Here is an 18,165-nt window from a genome sequence, read left to right on the forward strand (position 1 = left end):
ATATGAGTTTCTTTATCGCTGAAGCAATGGCCGAAAACGGTGGTGCCGCTGCACAACAGGGCAATCCCCTGACTTTCTGGGGCATGATGATCTTCATGGTGGCGATCTTCTATTTCATGATCATCCGCCCCCAGTCCAAGCGCAACAAAGAGCACAAGGCTCTGATGGAAGGTCTGTCCAAGGGGGATGAAGTGGTCATTTCCGGCGGCATGATGGGTAAAGTGACCAAGGTGGTGGAGGAGTACGTGGTGGTTGAGGTGGCGAACAACACTGAAATCACCTTCCAGAAAGCGGCCATCACCGCCACCTTGCCGAAAGGCACTCTGAAAAGCATTTAATCGTCATCTCGTGAGCTCTGCCAGGGACGGTGGCGCGTCAGGACCGACCAAGAAAAACAATAGGGTTTCCCCATGAATAAGTACCCGCTGTGGAAGTATCTGTTAGTGCTGGTTGTGGCACTGTTCGGAATCATTTACGCGTTACCAAACCTCTACCCTGATGACCCTGCATTGCAGATCACCGCCAAGAAAGCCGGTGGTGAAACCGAGCAGGATGTGCTGGATCGAGCAATTACATCCCTGAAGAAAGCCGGTGTTACCGTTAAACGGTCGGAATTGATGCAGGGCTCTGCCCTGATCCGGTTTGATAATGTGGATGATCAGATCAGCGCCAAGGAAGTTGTTCAGAAAGCCGTAAGTGAAGACTACGTGGTAGCCATGAATTTGGCGCCCAATACGCCCGCCTGGCTGTCGTCCATCGGTGCCGGTCCCATCAAGTTGGGCCTGGACCTGCGTGGTGGGGTCCACTTCCTGATGGAAGTGGATATGGCCAAAGCCACCGAGAACAAACTCAAAAACGACCTTAATAATATCCGCGATGGTCTGCGGGAAGCGAAAGTGCGTTATAAGCAGGCCACCCTGGAAGGCAGCCAGATTCGCCTTTCCTTCACCACCGAGGAGCGTGTATCGCAGGCTCGCAGTCTGCTGCAAAAAGAGTTTCGCGATTACCTGATCCAGGAGGAGCAGGCCGACAACCTCACTACCCTGTTGCTTGCTCTGTCGGAGCAGGCGACAAAAGAGATCAAGGATTACGCCATCAGCCAGAACCTCACCAGCCTGCGCAACCGGGTCAATGAGTTGGGTGTGGCGGAACCGGTGGTGCAACGTCAGGGTGCTGAGCGCATAGTGATACAGTTGCCCGGCATTCAGGATACCGCGGAGGCCAAGCGGATTATTGGTCGTGCAGCCAATCTTGAATTCCGCATGGTGGATTGGGAAAACGATCCCATGTCGGTGCGGCGCGCACCCATCGGGTCAGAGTTTCTTGCCATGCGCGGTACCGGGCAGCAGGTTTTATTGAAAAAAGACGTCATCGTTACCGGCGATCGTGTGGTGGGTGCCAGCACCGGTTATGACGAAAACGGTCGCGCCCAGGTCAACATCGAACTGGACAGTGTCGGTGGCCGGCGCATGTTTAAAACCACCAACCGGCACGTGAAAGATTCCATGGCGGTGGTGTTCATCGAGCTGGAACCGGAAAAACGCAAGGTCATGATCGACGGTGAAGAAGTTGAAAAAGTCTTCACCAAGGAAACCCGGGAAGTGATCAACGTCGCCACCATTCAGAGTGCCCTGGGCAACAGCTTCCGCATCACCGGCCTGGACAGTCCGGCGGAAGCAAAAGAGCTGGCACTGTTGCTGCGGGCCGGCGCTTTGGCTGCGCCCATGTATTTTGTGGAAGAAAGGACGGTGGGGCCGAGCCTGGGACAGCAGAACATCGAGGCGGGTTTGATGTCGCTGGTGGTGGGCTTTACCCTGGTGCTGTTGTTTATGATCGGTTACTACAAAGTGTTTGGCATGATTGCCAACGTGGCACTGGTGCTGAACCTGTTGCTGCTGGTGGCGTTCATGTCGGTTATCCCCGGGGCTACGCTGTCGCTGCCCGGTATGGCTGGTATCGTTTTGACGGTGGGTATGGCGGTGGATGCCAACGTGCTGATCTTTGCCCGTATTCGGGAGGAAATGGCCAATGGCGTCACGCCTCACGCCGCCATCAATGCCGGTTATGACCGTGCCTTTCTGACCATTCTTGATGCCAACATTACCACGCTGCTGGTGGGATTGGTGTTGTTCGCTTTCGGTTCCGGGCCGGTGAAAGGCTTTGCGGTGACCCTGTCCATCGGGATTCTCACCTCCATGTTCACCGCCATTGTCGGCACCCGGTCCATTGTTAATCTGATCTATGGCGGCCGCGCGCTGCAGAAACTGAGTATTTAGGAGGCTCCATGGCGACATCATCCCGTTTTAATTTTATGGGGCCCCGCAAGATACTGGGTGCCTTCTCCATCGTGCTGGTGATCGGCTCGCTGGTTTCCATTACCACCAATTTTCTGGAGTTAGGGCTGGACTTCACCGGCGGAACCCAGATTGAAGTGGAATACGATTCACCAACCCAGTTGGATCCCATTCGAGAGGTTCTGCAAAACAGCGCCTATTCAGATGCCAGTGTGCAGCATTTTGGTCGCCCGGAAGAGGTGTTGGTGCGGGTGCCGCCCATTGAAGGTGAAGACAAAGACAAAGTGGGAAGCCAGGTGTTGGCAATGTTGCAGGCCCATTCGCCGGATGTGAAGCTGATGCGGGTGGAGTTTGTGGGGCCGCAGGTGGGCGAAGAGCTGCGTGATAAAAGCGGCATCGCCATGATCATCGCCCTGGGCCTGATGTTGATTTACGTTACGTTGCGCTTTCGCTTCAAGTTTGCGGTGGGAGCGGTGATTGCCTTGTTTCATGATGTGATTATTACGCTGGGCTTTTTCTCCGTGTCCCGTTTGACCTTTGATCTGACGGCGCTGGCCGCCATTTTGGCGGTGATCGGTTATTCACTTAACGATACCATTGTTGTGTTTGACCGGGTGCGGGAAAATTTCCGCAAGGACCGGGAAGAAACACCGCAAGGCATCATCAATAATTCCCTCAATCAAACCCTGAGCCGAACCTTGATTACCTCCTTAACCACCTTGCTGGTACTGATTGCGTTGGCGTTGCTGGGTGGCGAGATGATTTATGCGTTCTCAGTGGCGTTGATCGTGGGCATCGTGATTGGTACTTACTCCTCAATTTATGTGGCCAGTAATTTGCTGTTGGTGCAGAACATCAGCCGTGAGGATTTTCTGGAGCAGGAAGTCATTGTGGATGATGTGCCCTAACCGGCCGGCAGAGCTCCAACAAAAAAGCCAGCTTACGCTGGCTTTTTTGTGCTGACTTTATATTTTGATGTTTGGCATTTAGCTGAAATTTAGCTGAAGAGACCGCTGCAGAGTCAGTAGCGGTGCTGCTGTAGTCTGCGGGTTTCTCGATTGGCCTCTACCGGTATGGGTATGGGCTTTAGCTCCACCTCATTCTGCTGCACGAAGGGAAGTGCAAAGCTCTGAAAGAAGGCCGCCAGCGACGTTTTGATTTCTTGCCAGTTCATACTGAAATCCCTCTTGTGGACGGCCATTTCCTGCCGCGTTACTTTCAGTATAGCGAATTTTTTCTACTTCGGCATATGCGGGTGAATGGTTTGCAGCATTGCCTTAAACAATTTAGGCGGTGCGCACACGATATCCCCGGTTTTGAGGTGATCCATGCCGCCCCTGGGGTCGCCGATCAGGCCACCGGCTTCGGTCACCATTAATGCCCCGGCGGCCATATCCCATTCCGACAGGCCGAACTCCCAAAAACCATCGTATCGGCCGGCAGCAACATAGGCCAGATCCAGGGCGGCAGCCCCGGCCCGCCGAATTCCGGCGGTGTTACGGGTGAAATCCCGGAACATGCCCATGTAGCCGTCGAGGATTTTGGCCTGGTCGGGGCGGAAAGGAAAACCGGTGGAGAGCAGGGCGCCTTCCAGCTTGGCCTGTTTGCTGACCCGCATGCGGCGGCCGTTCATCTGGGCACCACGGCCTTTGGCGGCGGTAAATTCCTCTTTGGAAACGGGATTAATGATGACACCCACCTCCAGTTGGCCCCGCACCTTGAGGGCAATGGATATGGCGAACTGGGGAATACCGTGAATAAAGTTGGTGGTGCCGTCCAGCGGATCGATGACCCACACGTAATCTTTATCCGTACCCTCGATCAGGCCATTCTCCTCCCCCAGATAGCAATGCTGCGGATAGCGTTTCTGCAGCCCGTCGATGATGCGTGCTTCGGAGGCCCGATCCACCTGGGTCACGTAGTCGTTGGTACCCTTAGCTTCCACATCGATCGTGTCGACCTTTTCATAGGCCTTATAGATCATTTCGGCAGTGGTGCGGGCTACGCCCAGGGCGGTGTTCAGCATGGGATGCATGGATCGGCTACCTTCATTGAGTTTAAAGAACGTACAGACAGGCTGTGGCGCCGAATGATAGCAGAAAGCGCCCGCCACCTTCAGTAAAATCTGGTACCATCGACGCCTTTTTCAAACATTACTTTGACGACAGATTAGCGAAGCCCTATGGAATTACTGAATCGAATCCGCATTGTTATGATCAATACCAGTGACTCCGGCAATATAGGTGCGGCGGCCCGGGCCATGAAAACCATGGGGGTGACGGATCTGGTGCTGGTTGCTCCCAGGGAGTTTCCTACTGCCAAGGCCACCGCCCGGGCCACGGGCGCCGCGGATCTTTTGTATAAGGCCAAAGTGGTGGATACTTTGGATGAGGCCATTGCAGATTGCCAGATGGTGTTTGGTACCAGCGCACGCATGCGCACCATTCCCTGGCCCCTAATGAGCCCCAGAGAAGCCTCTGAGCTTGTCTTGAATGAGCCCGAGGGTGCGAGTATTGCCATCGTCTTTGGCAGAGAAGACGCTGGCCTTAATAACGAAGAACTGCGACGCTGCCATTATCACATCTGTATTCCCGGTAACCAGGAGTACTCTGTGTTGAACGTGGCGGCCGCTGTGCAGGTGATCTGCTACGAAATGCGTATGGGGGTGTTGGCGCGCCACCAGGGGCAGCAGCAGGGAGACCCACCATCCAAGCCCTCCATGCCGCTACAGTTTGCGGACTGGGATGAGCCACTGGTGTCGGCGCAGGATATGGAGCGCTTTATGACGCATTTCGAAGAAACGCTGCTTGATATTGGCTTTTTTGACCCCAGTAATCCCAAACAGTTGATGACCCGGGCGCGGCGCCTGTTTATGCGCACCCGCATGGATCGATTGGAAATGAATCTGATGCGCGGTGTGCTGTCGACAGTACAGAAACGCATCAAGGGCAGTTAGCTACAGGGTAAACTCAAGGACCCCCCATGTTTGAAGGCATTCGCGAAGACATTCGTTCGGTGTTTCACCGAGACCCGGCAGCCCGCACCAGTGTGGAAGTGCTGCTGAATTACCCGGGCCTGCATGCGGTGTTGATGCACCGGCTGGCGCACAAGTTGTGGACAATGGATTTCAAACTAAGCGCCCGTTTTATATCCAGTTTCTCCCGCTGGCTAACCGGTATTGAAATACACCCCGGCGCCACCATCGGCCGTCGTTTTTTTATTGATCATGGCATGGGTGTGGTGATCGGCGAGACGGCGGAAGTGGGCGATGATGTTACGATCTATCACGGTGTTACCCTGGGGGGCACCACCTGGAACAAAGGCAAGCGTCACCCTACCCTGAAAAACGGAGTGGTGGTAGGCGCCGGGGCCAAGGTGTTGGGCCCGATCACGGTGGGTGAGAACGCCCGGGTGGGTTCCAACGCCGTAGTGACCAAGGATGTGCCCGGTGAGGCCACCGTGGTGGGCATTCCCGGTCGTATCATCTGCAAAGAAGGGGATGGTGACTGCGCAGAGGAGCGCAAGCGCCAGGCGATGGCCAGTAAAATAGGCTTTGATGCCTATGGGATGACGCCGGACATGCCCGACCCCATTGCCCACTCCATCAAGAATATGTTGGATCATATGCATGCCGTGGATCAGAAGGTCAATGCCATGGGCAAGGCCTTGGAGGCATTAGGGTCCGATTGCGGTAAATCCCTGCCGGAGATACGGGATCAGCTGTTTGAGGAAGAGCCGAAAGAGAGTCCGGCATCCACCTCATCAAAAGTTGACTGAAATAGTAGGAGATAGCAAAATGGGGGTCAGTCTCTGTTGCGGCAGAGTGGCAGTATTACTGGAGGCCCCCAATCTATGAAACTCACCACCAAAGGTCGGTACGCGGTGACTGCCATGCTGGATCTGGCGCTGCACGCGAAAACCGGGCCTGTCAGCCTGGCAGATATTTCCGAGCGCCAGGGTATTTCCATCTCCTATCTGGAGCAGCTGTTTGCCAAACTGCGGAAGAATGATCTGGTTTCCAGTGTTCGGGGGCCGGGTGGAGGCTATCGTTTGAGTCGTGACGGCGCCCAGGTTTACGTGGCGCAAATCATTGATGCCGTGGATGAAAAAGTGGATGTCACCCGATGCAGCGGGAACGGTGATTGCCAGGATGGGGAAACCTGCTTGACCCATGATTTGTGGCAGGATCTGAGCAAGCAATTGCATGATTTTCTGTCCGGTATCAGCCTGCAGAACCTGGTCGACCGTCAAGAAGTGCGGGCGGTTGCCGAACGGCAGGACAAATACCAGCAGGAACGCAACAGTAAGGGTTCCGATCGGGTACCCTTAAGCGAAATCAATTAGGGTGCATCCTGGTGCGAACCGGTCAATGATTTTTGCCCGGTCCGCCAGCCTGCTTTATAATCCCGCCCTCATTTCATTTTCTGATCTCTCTCATGCGACCGGTATACCTCGATTACGCTGCCACCACCCCAGTTGACCCTGTTGTTGCGGAAAAGATGGGGCATTGCCTTACTCTGGCTGGCATATTCGCCAATCCGGCTTCCCGTTCGCATTTGTATGGCTGGCAGGCAGAAGAGGCGGTGGAATCGGCGCGCCGCCAGGTGGCCGGCCTGATTGGCGCGGAACCACGGGAAATCGTCTGGACCTCCGGTGCGACCGAGTCGGATAACCTGGCCATCAAAGGGGTAATGGAGGCCTACGCTGAGCGGGGGAATCACATTGTCACTTCGGCCATTGAGCACAAGGCGGTACTGGACACCTGTCAATATCTGGAGAGTAGGGGCTGCCGGGTGACCTATCTGCAACCGGATGAGGATGGCATTATACAACCAGATGCCGTGGCCGCAGCGATCGGGGACGATACGGTGCTGGTATCCCTGATGCAGGTGAACAACGAGTTGGGCACCATCACGGACATGGATGCGATAGCCTCCATTACCCGGGAGCGTGGTGTGCTGTTGCATGTGGATGCGGCGCAGAGTGCCGGTAAAATGGCCATCGATCTGCAGCAAACTCCGGTGGATCTGATGTCCCTGTCTTCCCACAAAGTCTATGGGCCAAAGGGGATGGGGGCATTGTACGTACGGCGCAATCCCCAGGTGCGCGTGGCGGCGCAGATTCATGGTGGTGGCCACGAGCGAGGCATGCGCTCGGGCACCCTGGCAACCCATCAGATTGTGGGCATGGGGGAGGCGTTTCAGTTGGCCCAACAGCAGTGGCCGCAGGAATCCGCCCGCATCGAACAGCTGCGCCAGCGCCTGTGGCAAGGTATTGAACCGCTGGGAGGGGTGCGAATGAACGGGCACCCCCGGCAACGGGTATGTGGCATATTAAATGTGGCGTTTTCCGGGGTCGAAGGTGAAACCCTGATGATGGCGCTGGATGACCTGGCGGTGTCCTCCGGCAGCGCCTGTAATTCAGCCACGGTGGCGCCCTCCTATGTGGTAAAGAGTTTGGGGATAAGCGATGAGCTGGCCTTGTCCTCGGTGCGGTTCTCCCTTGGGCGCTTCACCACTGAAGAAGAAATCGATTTTGCTATCCAGCGTGTCACCGACACGGTGAGCCGCCTGCGGGGCTGATTGTATTCATTGCCACAAAACCTGAGTATAATCGCGGCGAAGCTGGGCTGTTGCCACGGAAACGTCCACGATCTTTTATTCTAACCATTTGAAATTTAATATAATTTGGAGAAACCCATGGCGGTACAACGCACCTTTTCCATCATCAAGCCTGACGCAGTTGCCAAGAATGTTATTGGTGAAATCCTGACCCGCTTCGAAAAAGCCGGTCTGAAAGTGGTTGCTTCCAAAATGGTTCATCTGTCAGAGCAGACTGCCGGTGGTTTTTACGCCGAACACAAAGAGCGCCCTTTCTTTGCTGATTTGGTGAAGTTCATGACCTCCGGGCCGGTGGTGGTGCAGGTACTGGAAGGTGAGAATGCGGTGGCACTGAACCGTGAACTGATGGGGGCCACCAACCCTAAAGAAGCCGAGGCGGGAACTATCCGCGCCGATTTCGCTCAAACCATTGATGAGAATGCCGTGCACGGTTCCGACTCAGAAACCTCTGCCGCCCGTGAAATTGCGTATTTCTTCGCCGAAAGCGAATTGTGTCCGCGCACCCGATAATTGCCTGAAAACAGCAATTTACGCTACGCTTAATGACAAATGGAGTCTTGATGACTCCATTTGTCATATCTAAACAGGGCTATTCAGGCCCAAGACAGGTGTCATCATGAGTTCCGAGTCTGTTCAAAATGACAGCACGAACAAGGTTAATTTGCTGGGGTTGACCCGTCAGCAAATGGAGGATTTCTTCGAGTCCATTGGAGAAAAACGGTTTCGTGCCCACCAGGTCATGAAGTGGATTCATTTCTTTGGGGCTGATGATTTTGAAGCGATGACAAACCTGGGCAAGGCGCTGCGCGGTAAGTTGGCTCAGCTGGCAGAGATTCGGGGCCCCAAGGTTGCCCTGGAGCATTTTTCCAATGATGGCACCCGCAAATGGGTGGTGGAGCTGGATCAGGGCAACAAAGTTGAAACGGTATTTATCCCGGATGGCAAGCGCGGTACCTTGTGCGTATCCTCGCAAGTGGGGTGCGCCCTGGACTGCAGCTTTTGCTCCACCGGCAAGCAGGGTTTTCATCGTGATCTCACCGTGGCTGAAATCGTCGGCCAGGTCTGGATCGCACAACGTTCCTTTGGTGCGCCGGAAAACCGGGGCGTGCGCAACATTACCAATGTGGTGATGATGGGCATGGGGGAGCCCCTGCTGAATTTTGAGAACGTCATCAGTGCAATGGAATTGATGAAGGATGATCTGGGTTATGGTGTGGCGAAGAAACGCCTCACCTTGAGCACGTCCGGAGTAGTGCCCAGGATGTACGAGCTGTATGACCGTATAGACGTAGCCCTGGCGGTTTCATTGCACGCGCCCACTGATGAGTTGCGTGATGTGCTTGTTCCTGTTAATAAAAAGTACCCTCTGTCGGAATTGATGGCGGCATGCCGTGAATATGTGGACAGGTTCCCGGACACGCGCAGGGTAACGATGGAATATGTGCTGATTGATGGGGTGAACGACAAATTCGAGCACGCGGAGCAGTTGATAGCGTTACTGCAAAATGTGCCTTCCAAAATCAATCTGATTCCGTTTAATCCCTTTCCCGATTCCGGATATAAGCGCCCAAATGGCTTGCGTATCAAGGCGTTTCAGGACAGGCTGATGAAAGCAGGATTCGTAACCACTATCCGTACCACCCGCGGTGATGATATCGATGCGGCCTGTGGTCAGCTGGTGGGCAAGGTTCAGGATCGAACCCGGCGTTCGGCCCAGTGGCGGGCCAAGGTCGCGGCACAAGGAAATAACAAGATACCGGTACACCAGGCAGGCTCCTGATACTGCAGCAGGCTGCTTGCGTGTTTGTTGATAGATCTACAAAAAAAGGATGGAGAAATTGAGGCAGCTGGATCCGTACAGAACGATATTCAAGGCAATGTTGCTGGGGTTGCTGCTGGGGCAGGGACTCGCTGGATGCGTTACTGAGACCAATGATCCACTTGCCCAGAACCGTGACCCGGCGAAGGCCGCTCGCAACTATGTGGAAGCCGGTACCCAGTATATGAAACTGCGGCAGATGGAGCACGCCAATCGCACCCTCACCCGCGCCTATGAAATTGCGCCGGATGATCCAGCGGTCAACAATGCGCTGGCTCTGTTTTACATCATGGAAGGCGAAGATGAGCAAGTGGTCCGCCACTTCGATAAAGCGTTATCGGTGGATCCGGAGTTTTCCCAGGCACGCAATAACTATGCGGCTTACCTGTTTGAGAAAAAGCGCTACGACGATGCCATCAAACAGCTGGAGCGGGTGACCAAGGATTATCGTTACCCCCGGCGTTACAAGGCGTTTGAGAATCTGGGTATCTGCTACCTGGAAAAAGACGACATTGAATCTGCCAAAGCGGCGTTCAACCGGGCGTTGCAGTTGAATCCAAACCTGCCGGTATCCTTGCTGGAGATGGCTGAATTGTCGATGGCGGAGGGCAACAATATGATGGCCGCCCGCTACCTGAAAAAGCATGAATCGGTTGCCAAACCCTCACCAAAACAGTTGTGGTTGGGAATACGCCTGCAACGGGTGCTGGGCGACCAGAACAAGCTGGCCAGTTATGAACTTGCGTTAAAAAACCTGTTCCCTGGCTCGGATGAATACAAAGCATATAAGGCATCATTGTAAGTTATGACTGCATTGCCCGGAAAACCAGCTGCAAACGCCTCGCCGGATAATGGAAGCGGGGTCGACAAGTTGCTGGCTTCCTCCCCGGGGGCGCGCTTGCAACGGGCCCGGGAAGCGGCAAACCTGACGGTCAATGAAGCTGCGGACGCCCTGCATCTGTCCCCGGGTGTGGTGAAGGCGCTGGAAGCCGATGACTATCGCGCCTTACCCAACGCCACCTTCGTGAAGGGCTATTTGCGCAGTTACTCCCGCTTGTTGGGGATCGGTGGCGAAGAGCTGGTCCGTTCCTATGAAGCCATCACCGGCAGTGGGAAGCCACAGCCGGTACAGCCCATTGAGACCCCCCGTACCGCCCCCCGTTTCGCCACGCCGTTGCGGTTTGGACTGCTGGGTTTGGTGGTGGTGATGGTGGCCTATCTGCTGTGGCCCGCAAGCGGTGAACCGGAGGCCGTTGCTCCGTTGGCAGAAGACGCGGCTGCGCCACAGGGTGAGGCTGTAATCGAGACCACACCGGCCGTTGATGCCGAACCGGTTACGCCGCCAGACCAGCCCGCTGCGGACAGCCTCGATACCGAGGTTTCCCTTGAGCTTGAGCGCGAAGCGCTGGTGTCATCCGAGCCCATGCCTGAAGAAGCCGAGGCCGCAGAAGCCGAGAATATTGAACCGGTCATTGACCCGGATACGCCGGCGCCCGAACCCGATGCCGCAGAGGTGATGCAACCGGCGCTGCAGGCCGCTGCAGATTTGGCGTCGGATGCCGCCCTGCCGGACTCCCAGGTCACCGCGCCTCAGGGCCAGATCAGTATGGCGTTCACCGGCGATTGCTGGGTTGAGATCCGGGATGCCAGCGGTGCGCTCATCTACTCCAATCTGCGGCGTAATGGCGAGTCACTGAGTATTACCGGCGAGCCTCCCCTGGAGGCCAAATTGGGTAACGGCAATGTGGTATCGGTCCGTTATAATGGTCAGCCGGTTTCGTTCCGCGTTCCTCCTCATAATGTTGTTCGGGTCCGATTGGGCGAATAGCACCGCCTGCATGGCAATACACCGCAATAAGCCTTAACATACCGCCCTGTCCAGCTAGGGTAGGAGTCCAACATGCACTTTGAATCACCAATAAAACGCCGTCAATCCCGTCAGATTATGGTTGGCAATGTACCCGTGGGTGGTGATGCGCCGATCAGCGTGCAGAGTATGACCAATACCGAAACCACCGATGTGGCCGCCACGGTAGGCCAAATCCAGCGCCTGGAGGAGGCCGGTGTGGATATCGTGCGGGTTTCCGTGCCCTCCATGGACGCAGCGGAAGCCTTTGGTGCGATAAAAAAGCAGGTTTCTGTACCCCTGGTGGCGGATATCCACTTTGACTACAAGATTGCCTTGGCGGTGGCGGAGCAGGGGGTCGATTGTTTGCGTATCAACCCAGGCAATATCGGCCGCGAGGACCGCATCCGGGCCGTCGTGGATTGTGCGCGGGACAAGAACATCCCCATTCGCATCGGGGTCAATGCCGGATCGCTGGAGAAAGACCTGCAGAAAAAGTATGGCGAACCCACGCCGGAGGCTTTGATGGAATCGGCCATGCGGCATGTGGACATCCTCGACAAGCTGGACTTTCAAAATTTCAAATTGAGCCTGAAAGCGTCCAACGTGTTTATGACCGTTGCGGCCTATCGCCTGATTGCAGCCCAGATCGATAATCCCCTGCACCTGGGGGTGACGGAAGCCGGGGGGCTGCGCTCCGGTACCGTGAAGTCCGCCATTGCCCTGGGCTCTCTGTTGATGGAAGGGATTGGCGATACCCTGCGCATCTCTCTGGCGGCCGATCCGGTCGAAGAAGTGAAGGTGGGATTTGATATTCTTAAGAGCCTGGGGTTGCGTACCAAGGGCATTAATTTTATTGCCTGCCCCAGTTGTTCCCGGCAGAACTTTGACGTCATCAGTACGGTTAACGCGCTGGAATCCCGTTTGGAAGACATTAAAACACCCCTGGATGTGGCCATTATCGGCTGTGTGGTGAATGGCCCCGGCGAGGCCAAGGAAGCCCATATCGGGCTCACTGGTGGCTCCCCCAATAACCTGATCTTCCGCGAAGGCAAGCCCAGTCACAAAGTGGATAACTCGGATCTGATTGCCGAGCTGGAAAAAGTGATCCGGGCCAAGGCGGAAGAGGTGGACGCTGAAGGTGGCGAAACACCGGTAAAAATAACACTCGGAGCCTGATCTGGCTTATAATCGGCCGCTTTTAATTGTCTCCGTCAGCGAATTGAGTTAGGAACATCAGAATTGAGCAAGCGAATCAAAGCCATCCGCGGCATGAACGATATCCTGCCGCAGGATTCCGCTGTTTGGCAGTACCTTGAGAGCACTGTACGTCAGCTGTTGAATCAATACAGCTATGGGGAAATCCGCCTGCCGATCGTGGAATACACCGATCTGTTCAAACGTTCCATTGGTGAAGTCACTGATATCGTCGAGAAAGAAATGTATACCTTTCTGGATCGCAATCAGGAGAGCCTGACCTTACGCCCTGAGGGGACAGCCGGTTGCGTGCGGGCCGGAGAAGAGCATGGGCTGCTTTACAACCAGGTTCAGCGCCTATGGTATATGGGCCCCATGTTTCGCTATGAAAAGCCGCAGAAAGGGCGTTATCGTCAATTTCACCAGATTGGTGTGGAAACCTTCGGCCTGGCGGGTCCGGATATCGATGCCGAGCTGATCATGCTGACCGCGGGTTTGTGGAAAGCGCTGGGCATTGCGGATCGGGTAACACTGCAGCTTAACAGCCTGGGCTCCAACGAGGCGCGGGCTGAATTCCGTGATGCCCTGGTCGCGTTTCTGCAGCAGCACGCCGAACAGTTGGATGCCGACAGTCAGCGCCGCCTGGAGAGCAACCCCTTGCGCGTGTTGGACAGTAAAGATGAAGCCACCCAGGCAATACTGAAGCATGCTCCCAGTTTGCACGATTACCTGGATGAAGAGTCCAGCCTCCATTTTGAGCAACTGAAGGCAACGCTGGATGCCGCCGGAGTGTCATACGAGATAAACCCGAACCTGGTGCGTGGCCTCGACTACTACTGTAAAACCGTTTTTGAATGGGTGACCGACGCCTTGGGTGCCCAGGGCACCGTGTGTGCCGGTGGCCGTTACGATGGGCTGGTACAGCAATTGGGTGGTAAAAGCACGCCGGCGGTGGGATTTGCCATGGGCATCGAGCGTTTGGTGCTGCTGCTGGAAGCCTGCGACGTGGTTGGCCATATCAATCCGGCACCGGATGTGTACATCATCTCTGAAGACAGTATTCAGGGCCTGTTGCTGGCGGAAAGAGTGCGAAACCAATTACCCGCATTGCGTGTCCAATGCCACTGCGGTGGCGGCAAGTTCAAAAAGCAGATCAAGAAAGCCGACGATTCCGGAGCCCGTGTGGCCCTGGTGTTGGGGGAACAGGAAATTCAGAATCAGCAGGTGGCCGTCAAATTTTTACGTGAGCAACGCGAGCAGGTGGTCATTATGCAGGATCAACTATCAAACTTTTTTGCAGAAAACCTGATTAGCCAGGAGTAATAACGTGGACGTGTACAGCACAGAAGAACAACAAATCGAAGCAATCAAGAAATGGTGGCAAACCAACGGTAACAGCGTGCTGATCGGTATTGTACTGGCCATTGCGGCCGTCTTCGGTTATCACAGCTGGACTCAAAGCCAGCAGGAAAACAGCGAAGCCGCAGCCATGCTCTACGGGCAGGTGATCGAAGCGGCAACGGCGGCGGATCAGAACCGGATGCAGGGCAATACCGAAGAGCTGGAAGGCCAGTTGGCAACCTTGAACCACCTGGGTGAACAGCTGAAGACCGACTTCAGCGACAGTGAATACGCTGTATTTGGTGCATTGATGCTGGCCAAGGAAGCCGTCATGGAAGGCGACCAGGAATCTGCCGCGCCGCAGCTGAAGTGGGCCATGGAGCATACCAGCAGTGCGGCTACCCGTTTGATTGCCAATTTGCGGCTGGCCCGGGTGCTGGCGGCGCAGGAACAGTATGATGCCGCCTTGACGGCGCTGGATTCAGTTCAGCCCGGCTCACAGGCGGATGCGTACGAGGAAGTGCGCGGTGACATCTATGTGGCCATGGGCGATCAGGACAAAGCACGGGAGGCCTACAAAAAAGCCATGGAGCTGAGTGCCGACCAGAATGAAGGCCAGAGTCGTCCCATTTTGAAATTCAAGTACGATAATTTGCTGGTGGCGGGGAACTGATGGGTTACCGAGTACTGGTTTTACTGCTGCCGTTGCTGCTGATGGCCTGCAGTAGTGACGAAAGCGTGGTGGCCCCTTCCCCCGTACCACAATTCAAAGCCCAGCTGGATATCGAAAAGCTGTGGACCGCGCGCATCAGTGATGGGGTGGGTGAGGCGTATCTGAGCCTGAAGCCTGCGCTGACGGAGCGTTGGGCCTTTGCTGCTGCAATCGATGGTGAAGTGTACAAGCTGGATCGCAAGACTGGTGCCCGTGAATGGCGTGTGGATTTGGATCGAAAAATCACCGGTGGTGTGAGTGCGGCCTATGGCATGGTGGCCCTGGGTTCCGCCAACGGTGAAATCATTGTTCTGAACGAAGAGGATGGCAGCATCCTGTGGGAAAAAGCGCTGGGCGGGCAAATCATGTCGGCTCCGGCGTTCGGCAGTGAGCGGTTGGTGGTGCAAACCATTGACGGTCGTCTGCATGGCCTGGACCGCCAGGATGGCAAAACGGTTTGGCTGTTTGATACCAGCATTCCCATTCTTACCTTGCGGGGTGAGAGCAGCCCGGTGGTAATGGGTGGGGCTACGCTGGCGGGATTTGCCAATGGCAAGCTGGTGGCACTGGATACGGACAGTGGCTTCGTGGCCTGGGAACGCTTGATCGGTGAACCCAAAGGGCGCTCCGAGCTGGAGCGTTTGATTGATCTGGATGGCCGTTTCTGGGTGTCCGGTAAGATCGTCTATGCCGTCACGTATCAGGGTGGCCTAGCGGCCATTGATGTTCCCTCCGGCCGGGTGCTGTGGAGCAAGCCCTTGTCTTCCTACAGCGGCGTTTCTGAGTTTCTGTCCCAAGTGTATGTGGTGGATGAAGACAGTGTTTTGTACGCCAAGGATTCAGTCTCCGGTACCGATATCTGGCAGTTGGACGATTTGAAAGGGCGTGGCCTGGGTGCCCCCACGGCTTATGATCGTTACGTGCTGGTGGGGGATTTTGAAGGGTTTCTGTACTGGCTTTCCTATCGGGATGGCAGTTTTCTGGCCCGCGCCAAGGTGGGGGTCAAGCGTTACCAGTTTGCCAGCCAGAAGGCCCAGTCGTTACGTCGCGTCACCGACCCGGCCGATGGTTTACGGGCGGAACCGGTGGTCTATGATGATATCGTTTATGTGCAGGGCAACAGTGGTGAGCTGGCTGCCTATAAGGTAGTTGAGGAATAATGAAACCGGTAATCGCGCTGGTAGGCCGCCCCAATGTGGGTAAATCCACACTGTTCAATCGTTTGACCCGGACCCGCGACGCCATCGTTGCCGACATGCCGGGGCTGACCCGTGACCGCCAGTATGGCGATGCCCGGCTGGGCGAGCGTGAGTTCATTGTGATTGATACCGGTGGTATCTCCGGTGACGAGGAAGGCATCGATTCCTATATGCGCGATCAATCTCTGCAGGCGGTTGAAGAAGCCCATATGGTGTTGTTTCTGGTGGATGCCCAGGCGGGGGTGACGGCGGCAGATGAGATGCTGGCGCAGGTGCTGCGGGCCCGTCAAAAACCGGTGTTCCTGGTGGTCAACAAAATCGATGGCCTCAATCAGGATGTGGTGGTGGCGGATTTTTACAGCCTGGGCCTGGGCGATCCGTTGGCCATCGCAGCGGCTCATGGTCGTGGCGTCAGCCAGTTGATCGATCACGTTTTTGAAGAGATGCCCGAACCGGTACAGGAATCAGCCGAAGCGCAGGAAGAGGCAGAGAAAGGCATCAAGATGGCGATTGTCGGCCGCCCCAATGTGGGCAAGTCGACCCTGGTTAACCGCATGCTGGGGGAAGACCGGGTGGTGGTGTTCGATATGCCGGGTACCACCCGCGACAGTGTCTATATACCTTACGAGCGTCATGGTCAGCGTTACACCATCATCGATACGGCGGGCGTTCGCAAACGGGGCCGTGTCAACGAGGCAGTGGAAAAGTTTTCGGTGATCAAAACCCTGCAGGCCATCGAAGACGCCAATGTGGTGGTGATGGTGCTGGATGCCCGTGAGAACATTGTGGAACAGGATCTGCACCTGTTGGGCTTTGTACTGGAAAGCGGCCGCTCCCTGGTGATCGCCATCAACAAATGGGATGGCATGGAGGCGGAAGCGAAAGAGCGCATCAAGTCTGAGTTGGAGCGTCGCCTGGTCTTTGTGGATTTCGCAAAAATACATTTTATCTCCGCCAAACACGGTACCGGCGTGGGTGAGCTGTACCGATCCATCCAGAAAGCCTACCAGTGTGCGTTTAAAAAACTGTCGACACCGTTTCTCACCAAAATTCTGGAAGATGCGTTGTCCGATCATCAACCCCCGATGGTAAACGGGCGCCGGATCAAATTGCGCTATGCCCACATGGGCGGCAGCAACCCGCCATTGGTGGTGATTCACGGTAATCAGACCGAAAGTGTGCCTAAATCATATCGGCGTTATCTGGAAAACACCTTCCGGCGCATTATGGATATCGAAGGCACCCCCATTCGTATCGAATTCAAAACCGGCGACAATCCCTATGCCGGGCGCCGTAATACGCTGACGCCAAGGCAGATTCACAAGAAAAAGCGCATGGTGACTCATCATAAAAAGCTGGAGAAGAAAAAGAAAAAACGCTAAGGTCTGAAGTCGACCAAGAAATTGGGCCCTCTCATCAGACCCCGGTGGCTGGCTTGAGCCGTCAGACGAGCATTACAAGCGGAGTGCTGGCATGGGACAACGACCTGACACCCCACCACAAGAAGGCGTAATCCAGTATCAGCTGGATTTTGTTACGGATCACTATATCGACTGCCCCCAGTTTGCCGAACTCAACGTGTGGCGAAGCTACCTGCATCGCCTGGGTTTTATCGGTCAGGATCCAGCCCGTTATGGCGGCTTGGGTTATGGCAACCTGAGCCATCGGGCAGAGCAGGACAGCTTTGTGATTTCCGGCACCCAGACCGGACACTTACCGTTGTTGTGCCGGGAACATTACGTGCTGGTGGAAGAAACCGATGTCCGGCGCAACCGTATCCGCGCCCGTGGCCCATTACCTCCCTCGTCAGAAGCCCTGACCCATGCTGCGCTCTATCAGGCTGCCACTGCCATTCAAACGGTTATCCATGTGCATTCCCCATTGCTATGGCAGCGGGCCGAAAAACTGAACATGAAGATGACACCGCGCAGTGTTGCCTATGGCACGCCAGCCATGGCCGATGCCGTACGCAGGCTGGTTGTGGAAGATGACACAGCAGAAGGGATCATCGCCATGCAGGGCCATGAGGATGGCATCATCGTCTATGGGGCGGATGTGGAAAACGCCGGCTCCCGATTATTGCAGGCAGTGCTGGATGCCCATCAACTGGATGAGCACTATTTTAGCCAGCATTGA

General features: G+C 55.5%; 19 protein-coding genes. 17 read left to right on the forward strand and 2 right to left on the reverse strand.

Annotated features, from left to right (window positions below; all coding sequences use genetic code 11):
• Positions 1–2: 2 nt before the first annotated feature.
• The 3 genes from yajC (at position 3) to secF (ending at position 3,202) form a co-directional block, all read left to right on the forward strand.
• Positions 3–338 carry a preprotein translocase subunit YajC gene (yajC, locus tag D9N13_RS14225; RefSeq protein WP_317622510.1) on the forward strand — a complete coding sequence of 112 codons (336 nt, stop codon included), beginning with the start codon at positions 3–5 and terminating at the stop codon, positions 336–338.
• Between the two features lie 72 nt (positions 339–410).
• Entirely contained in the window at positions 411–2,276 is a 1,866-nt protein-coding gene (gene secD / locus D9N13_RS14230; RefSeq protein WP_290591480.1) for a protein translocase subunit SecD, read from the forward strand.
• Positions 2,277–2,284: 8 nt separating this feature from the next.
• Complete coding sequence (secF, locus tag D9N13_RS14235) at positions 2,285–3,202, forward strand: protein translocase subunit SecF (RefSeq protein WP_290591482.1); 918 nt, start codon at positions 2,285–2,287, stop codon at positions 3,200–3,202.
• Between the two features lie 113 nt (positions 3,203–3,315).
• Here the strand turns inward: secF and D9N13_RS14240 are convergent, their stop codons facing one another.
• Together D9N13_RS14240 and D9N13_RS14245 are read right to left on the reverse strand one after the other, a co-directional pair.
• A complete protein-coding gene (locus D9N13_RS14240; protein WP_290591484.1) occupies positions 3,316–3,468 on the reverse strand; it encodes a hypothetical protein in 153 nt (50 codons plus the stop codon).
• 63 nt (positions 3,469–3,531) lie between these two features.
• On the reverse strand, positions 3,532–4,329 hold the full coding sequence (locus D9N13_RS14245; protein ID WP_290591486.1) for an inositol monophosphatase family protein: 798 nt from the start codon (positions 4,327–4,329) through the stop codon (positions 3,532–3,534).
• A gap of 147 nt (positions 4,330–4,476) precedes the next feature.
• Between D9N13_RS14245 and D9N13_RS14250 the strand changes: the two genes are divergently transcribed.
• From D9N13_RS14250 to D9N13_RS14315, 14 genes are all read left to right on the forward strand, one after another.
• Positions 4,477–5,250 carry an RNA methyltransferase gene (locus D9N13_RS14250; RefSeq protein WP_290591488.1) on the forward strand — a complete coding sequence of 258 codons (774 nt, stop codon included), beginning with the start codon at positions 4,477–4,479 and terminating at the stop codon, positions 5,248–5,250.
• Between the two features lie 26 nt (positions 5,251–5,276).
• A complete protein-coding gene (gene cysE / locus D9N13_RS14255; protein WP_290591490.1) occupies positions 5,277–6,071 on the forward strand; it encodes a serine O-acetyltransferase in 795 nt (264 codons plus the stop codon).
• Positions 6,072–6,146: 75 nt separating this feature from the next.
• A complete protein-coding gene (gene iscR, locus D9N13_RS14260) occupies positions 6,147–6,638 on the forward strand; it encodes a Fe-S cluster assembly transcriptional regulator IscR (RefSeq protein ID WP_290591492.1) in 492 nt (163 codons plus the stop codon).
• 92 nt (positions 6,639–6,730) lie between these two features.
• Positions 6,731–7,876 carry an IscS subfamily cysteine desulfurase gene (locus D9N13_RS14265; protein ID WP_290591494.1) on the forward strand — a complete coding sequence of 382 codons (1,146 nt, stop codon included), beginning with the start codon at positions 6,731–6,733 and terminating at the stop codon, positions 7,874–7,876.
• 117 nt (positions 7,877–7,993) lie between these two features.
• On the forward strand, positions 7,994–8,425 hold the full coding sequence (gene ndk / locus D9N13_RS14270) for a nucleoside-diphosphate kinase (protein WP_290591496.1): 432 nt from the start codon (positions 7,994–7,996) through the stop codon (positions 8,423–8,425).
• A gap of 106 nt (positions 8,426–8,531) precedes the next feature.
• Positions 8,532–9,695 (forward strand): 23S rRNA (adenine(2503)-C(2))-methyltransferase RlmN, encoded by a 1,164-nt coding sequence (rlmN, locus tag D9N13_RS14275; protein WP_290591498.1) that lies wholly within the window; start codon positions 8,532–8,534, stop codon positions 9,693–9,695.
• A gap of 58 nt (positions 9,696–9,753) precedes the next feature.
• Positions 9,754–10,536 (forward strand): type IV pilus biogenesis/stability protein PilW, encoded by a 783-nt coding sequence (gene pilW, locus D9N13_RS14280; protein WP_290591500.1) that lies wholly within the window; start codon positions 9,754–9,756, stop codon positions 10,534–10,536.
• Positions 10,537–10,539: 3 nt separating this feature from the next.
• The gene (locus D9N13_RS14285) at positions 10,540–11,562 is read left to right on the forward strand and encodes a RodZ domain-containing protein (protein WP_290591502.1); all 1,023 of its coding nucleotides are present in this window, start codon (positions 10,540–10,542) and stop codon (positions 11,560–11,562) included.
• Between the two features lie 72 nt (positions 11,563–11,634).
• Positions 11,635–12,759 (forward strand): flavodoxin-dependent (E)-4-hydroxy-3-methylbut-2-enyl-diphosphate synthase, encoded by a 1,125-nt coding sequence (gene ispG / locus D9N13_RS14290; protein WP_290591504.1) that lies wholly within the window; start codon positions 11,635–11,637, stop codon positions 12,757–12,759.
• A gap of 63 nt (positions 12,760–12,822) precedes the next feature.
• Entirely contained in the window at positions 12,823–14,100 is a 1,278-nt protein-coding gene (gene hisS / locus D9N13_RS14295; protein ID WP_290591505.1) for a histidine--tRNA ligase, read from the forward strand.
• A gap of 4 nt (positions 14,101–14,104) precedes the next feature.
• The gene (locus tag D9N13_RS14300; RefSeq protein ID WP_290591507.1) at positions 14,105–14,791 is read left to right on the forward strand and encodes a YfgM family protein; all 687 of its coding nucleotides are present in this window, start codon (positions 14,105–14,107) and stop codon (positions 14,789–14,791) included.
• Positions 14,791–15,990 carry an outer membrane protein assembly factor BamB gene (gene bamB, locus D9N13_RS14305; protein WP_290591509.1) on the forward strand — a complete coding sequence of 400 codons (1,200 nt, stop codon included), beginning with the start codon at positions 14,791–14,793 and terminating at the stop codon, positions 15,988–15,990. Before D9N13_RS14300 ends, bamB begins: the two co-directional genes overlap by 1 nt.
• Positions 15,990–17,411, forward strand: a complete 1,422-nt coding sequence (der, locus tag D9N13_RS14310; RefSeq protein ID WP_290591511.1) for a ribosome biogenesis GTPase Der — start codon at positions 15,990–15,992, stop codon at positions 17,409–17,411. Before bamB ends, der begins: the two co-directional genes overlap by 1 nt.
• A 91-nt stretch (positions 17,412–17,502) precedes the next feature.
• Positions 17,503–18,165 (forward strand): class II aldolase/adducin family protein, encoded by a 663-nt coding sequence (locus tag D9N13_RS14315; RefSeq protein ID WP_290591513.1) that lies wholly within the window; start codon positions 17,503–17,505, stop codon positions 18,163–18,165.

The organism is Ketobacter sp. GenoA1 (assembly GCF_003671475.1).
Taxonomy (GTDB): domain Bacteria; phylum Pseudomonadota; class Gammaproteobacteria; order Pseudomonadales; family Ketobacteraceae; genus Ketobacter.

Excerpts from the sequence above, each read along its gene's own strand:
- D9N13_RS14285 (WP_290591502.1), top strand. The coding sequence starts at position 10,540 with ATGACTGCATTGCCCGGAAAACCAGCTGCAAACGCCTCGCCGGATAAT.
- D9N13_RS14250 (WP_290591488.1), top strand. The coding sequence starts at position 4,477 with ATGGAATTACTGAATCGAATCCGCATTGTTATGATCAATACCAGTGAC.
- secF (WP_290591482.1), top strand. The coding sequence starts at position 2,285 with ATGGCGACATCATCCCGTTTTAATTTTATGGGGCCCCGCAAGATACTG.
- D9N13_RS14315 (WP_290591513.1), top strand. The coding sequence starts at position 17,503 with ATGGGACAACGACCTGACACCCCACCACAAGAAGGCGTAATCCAGTAT.
- secD (WP_290591480.1), top strand. The coding sequence starts at position 411 with ATGAATAAGTACCCGCTGTGGAAGTATCTGTTAGTGCTGGTTGTGGCA.
- ispG (WP_290591504.1), top strand. The coding sequence starts at position 11,635 with ATGCACTTTGAATCACCAATAAAACGCCGTCAATCCCGTCAGATTATG.
- D9N13_RS14265 (WP_290591494.1), top strand. The coding sequence starts at position 6,731 with ATGCGACCGGTATACCTCGATTACGCTGCCACCACCCCAGTTGACCCT.
- D9N13_RS14240 (WP_290591484.1), bottom strand. The coding sequence starts at position 3,468 with ATGAACTGGCAAGAAATCAAAACGTCGCTGGCGGCCTTCTTTCAGAGC.
- iscR (WP_290591492.1), top strand. The coding sequence starts at position 6,147 with ATGAAACTCACCACCAAAGGTCGGTACGCGGTGACTGCCATGCTGGAT.
- yajC (WP_317622510.1), top strand. The coding sequence starts at position 3 with ATGAGTTTCTTTATCGCTGAAGCAATGGCCGAAAACGGTGGTGCCGCT.
- ndk (WP_290591496.1), top strand. The coding sequence starts at position 7,994 with ATGGCGGTACAACGCACCTTTTCCATCATCAAGCCTGACGCAGTTGCC.
- der (WP_290591511.1), top strand. The coding sequence starts at position 15,990 with ATGAAACCGGTAATCGCGCTGGTAGGCCGCCCCAATGTGGGTAAATCC.
- bamB (WP_290591509.1), top strand. The coding sequence starts at position 14,791 with ATGGGTTACCGAGTACTGGTTTTACTGCTGCCGTTGCTGCTGATGGCC.
- rlmN (WP_290591498.1), top strand. The coding sequence starts at position 8,532 with ATGAGTTCCGAGTCTGTTCAAAATGACAGCACGAACAAGGTTAATTTG.
- cysE (WP_290591490.1), top strand. The coding sequence starts at position 5,277 with ATGTTTGAAGGCATTCGCGAAGACATTCGTTCGGTGTTTCACCGAGAC.
- D9N13_RS14245 (WP_290591486.1), bottom strand. The coding sequence starts at position 4,329 with ATGCATCCCATGCTGAACACCGCCCTGGGCGTAGCCCGCACCACTGCC.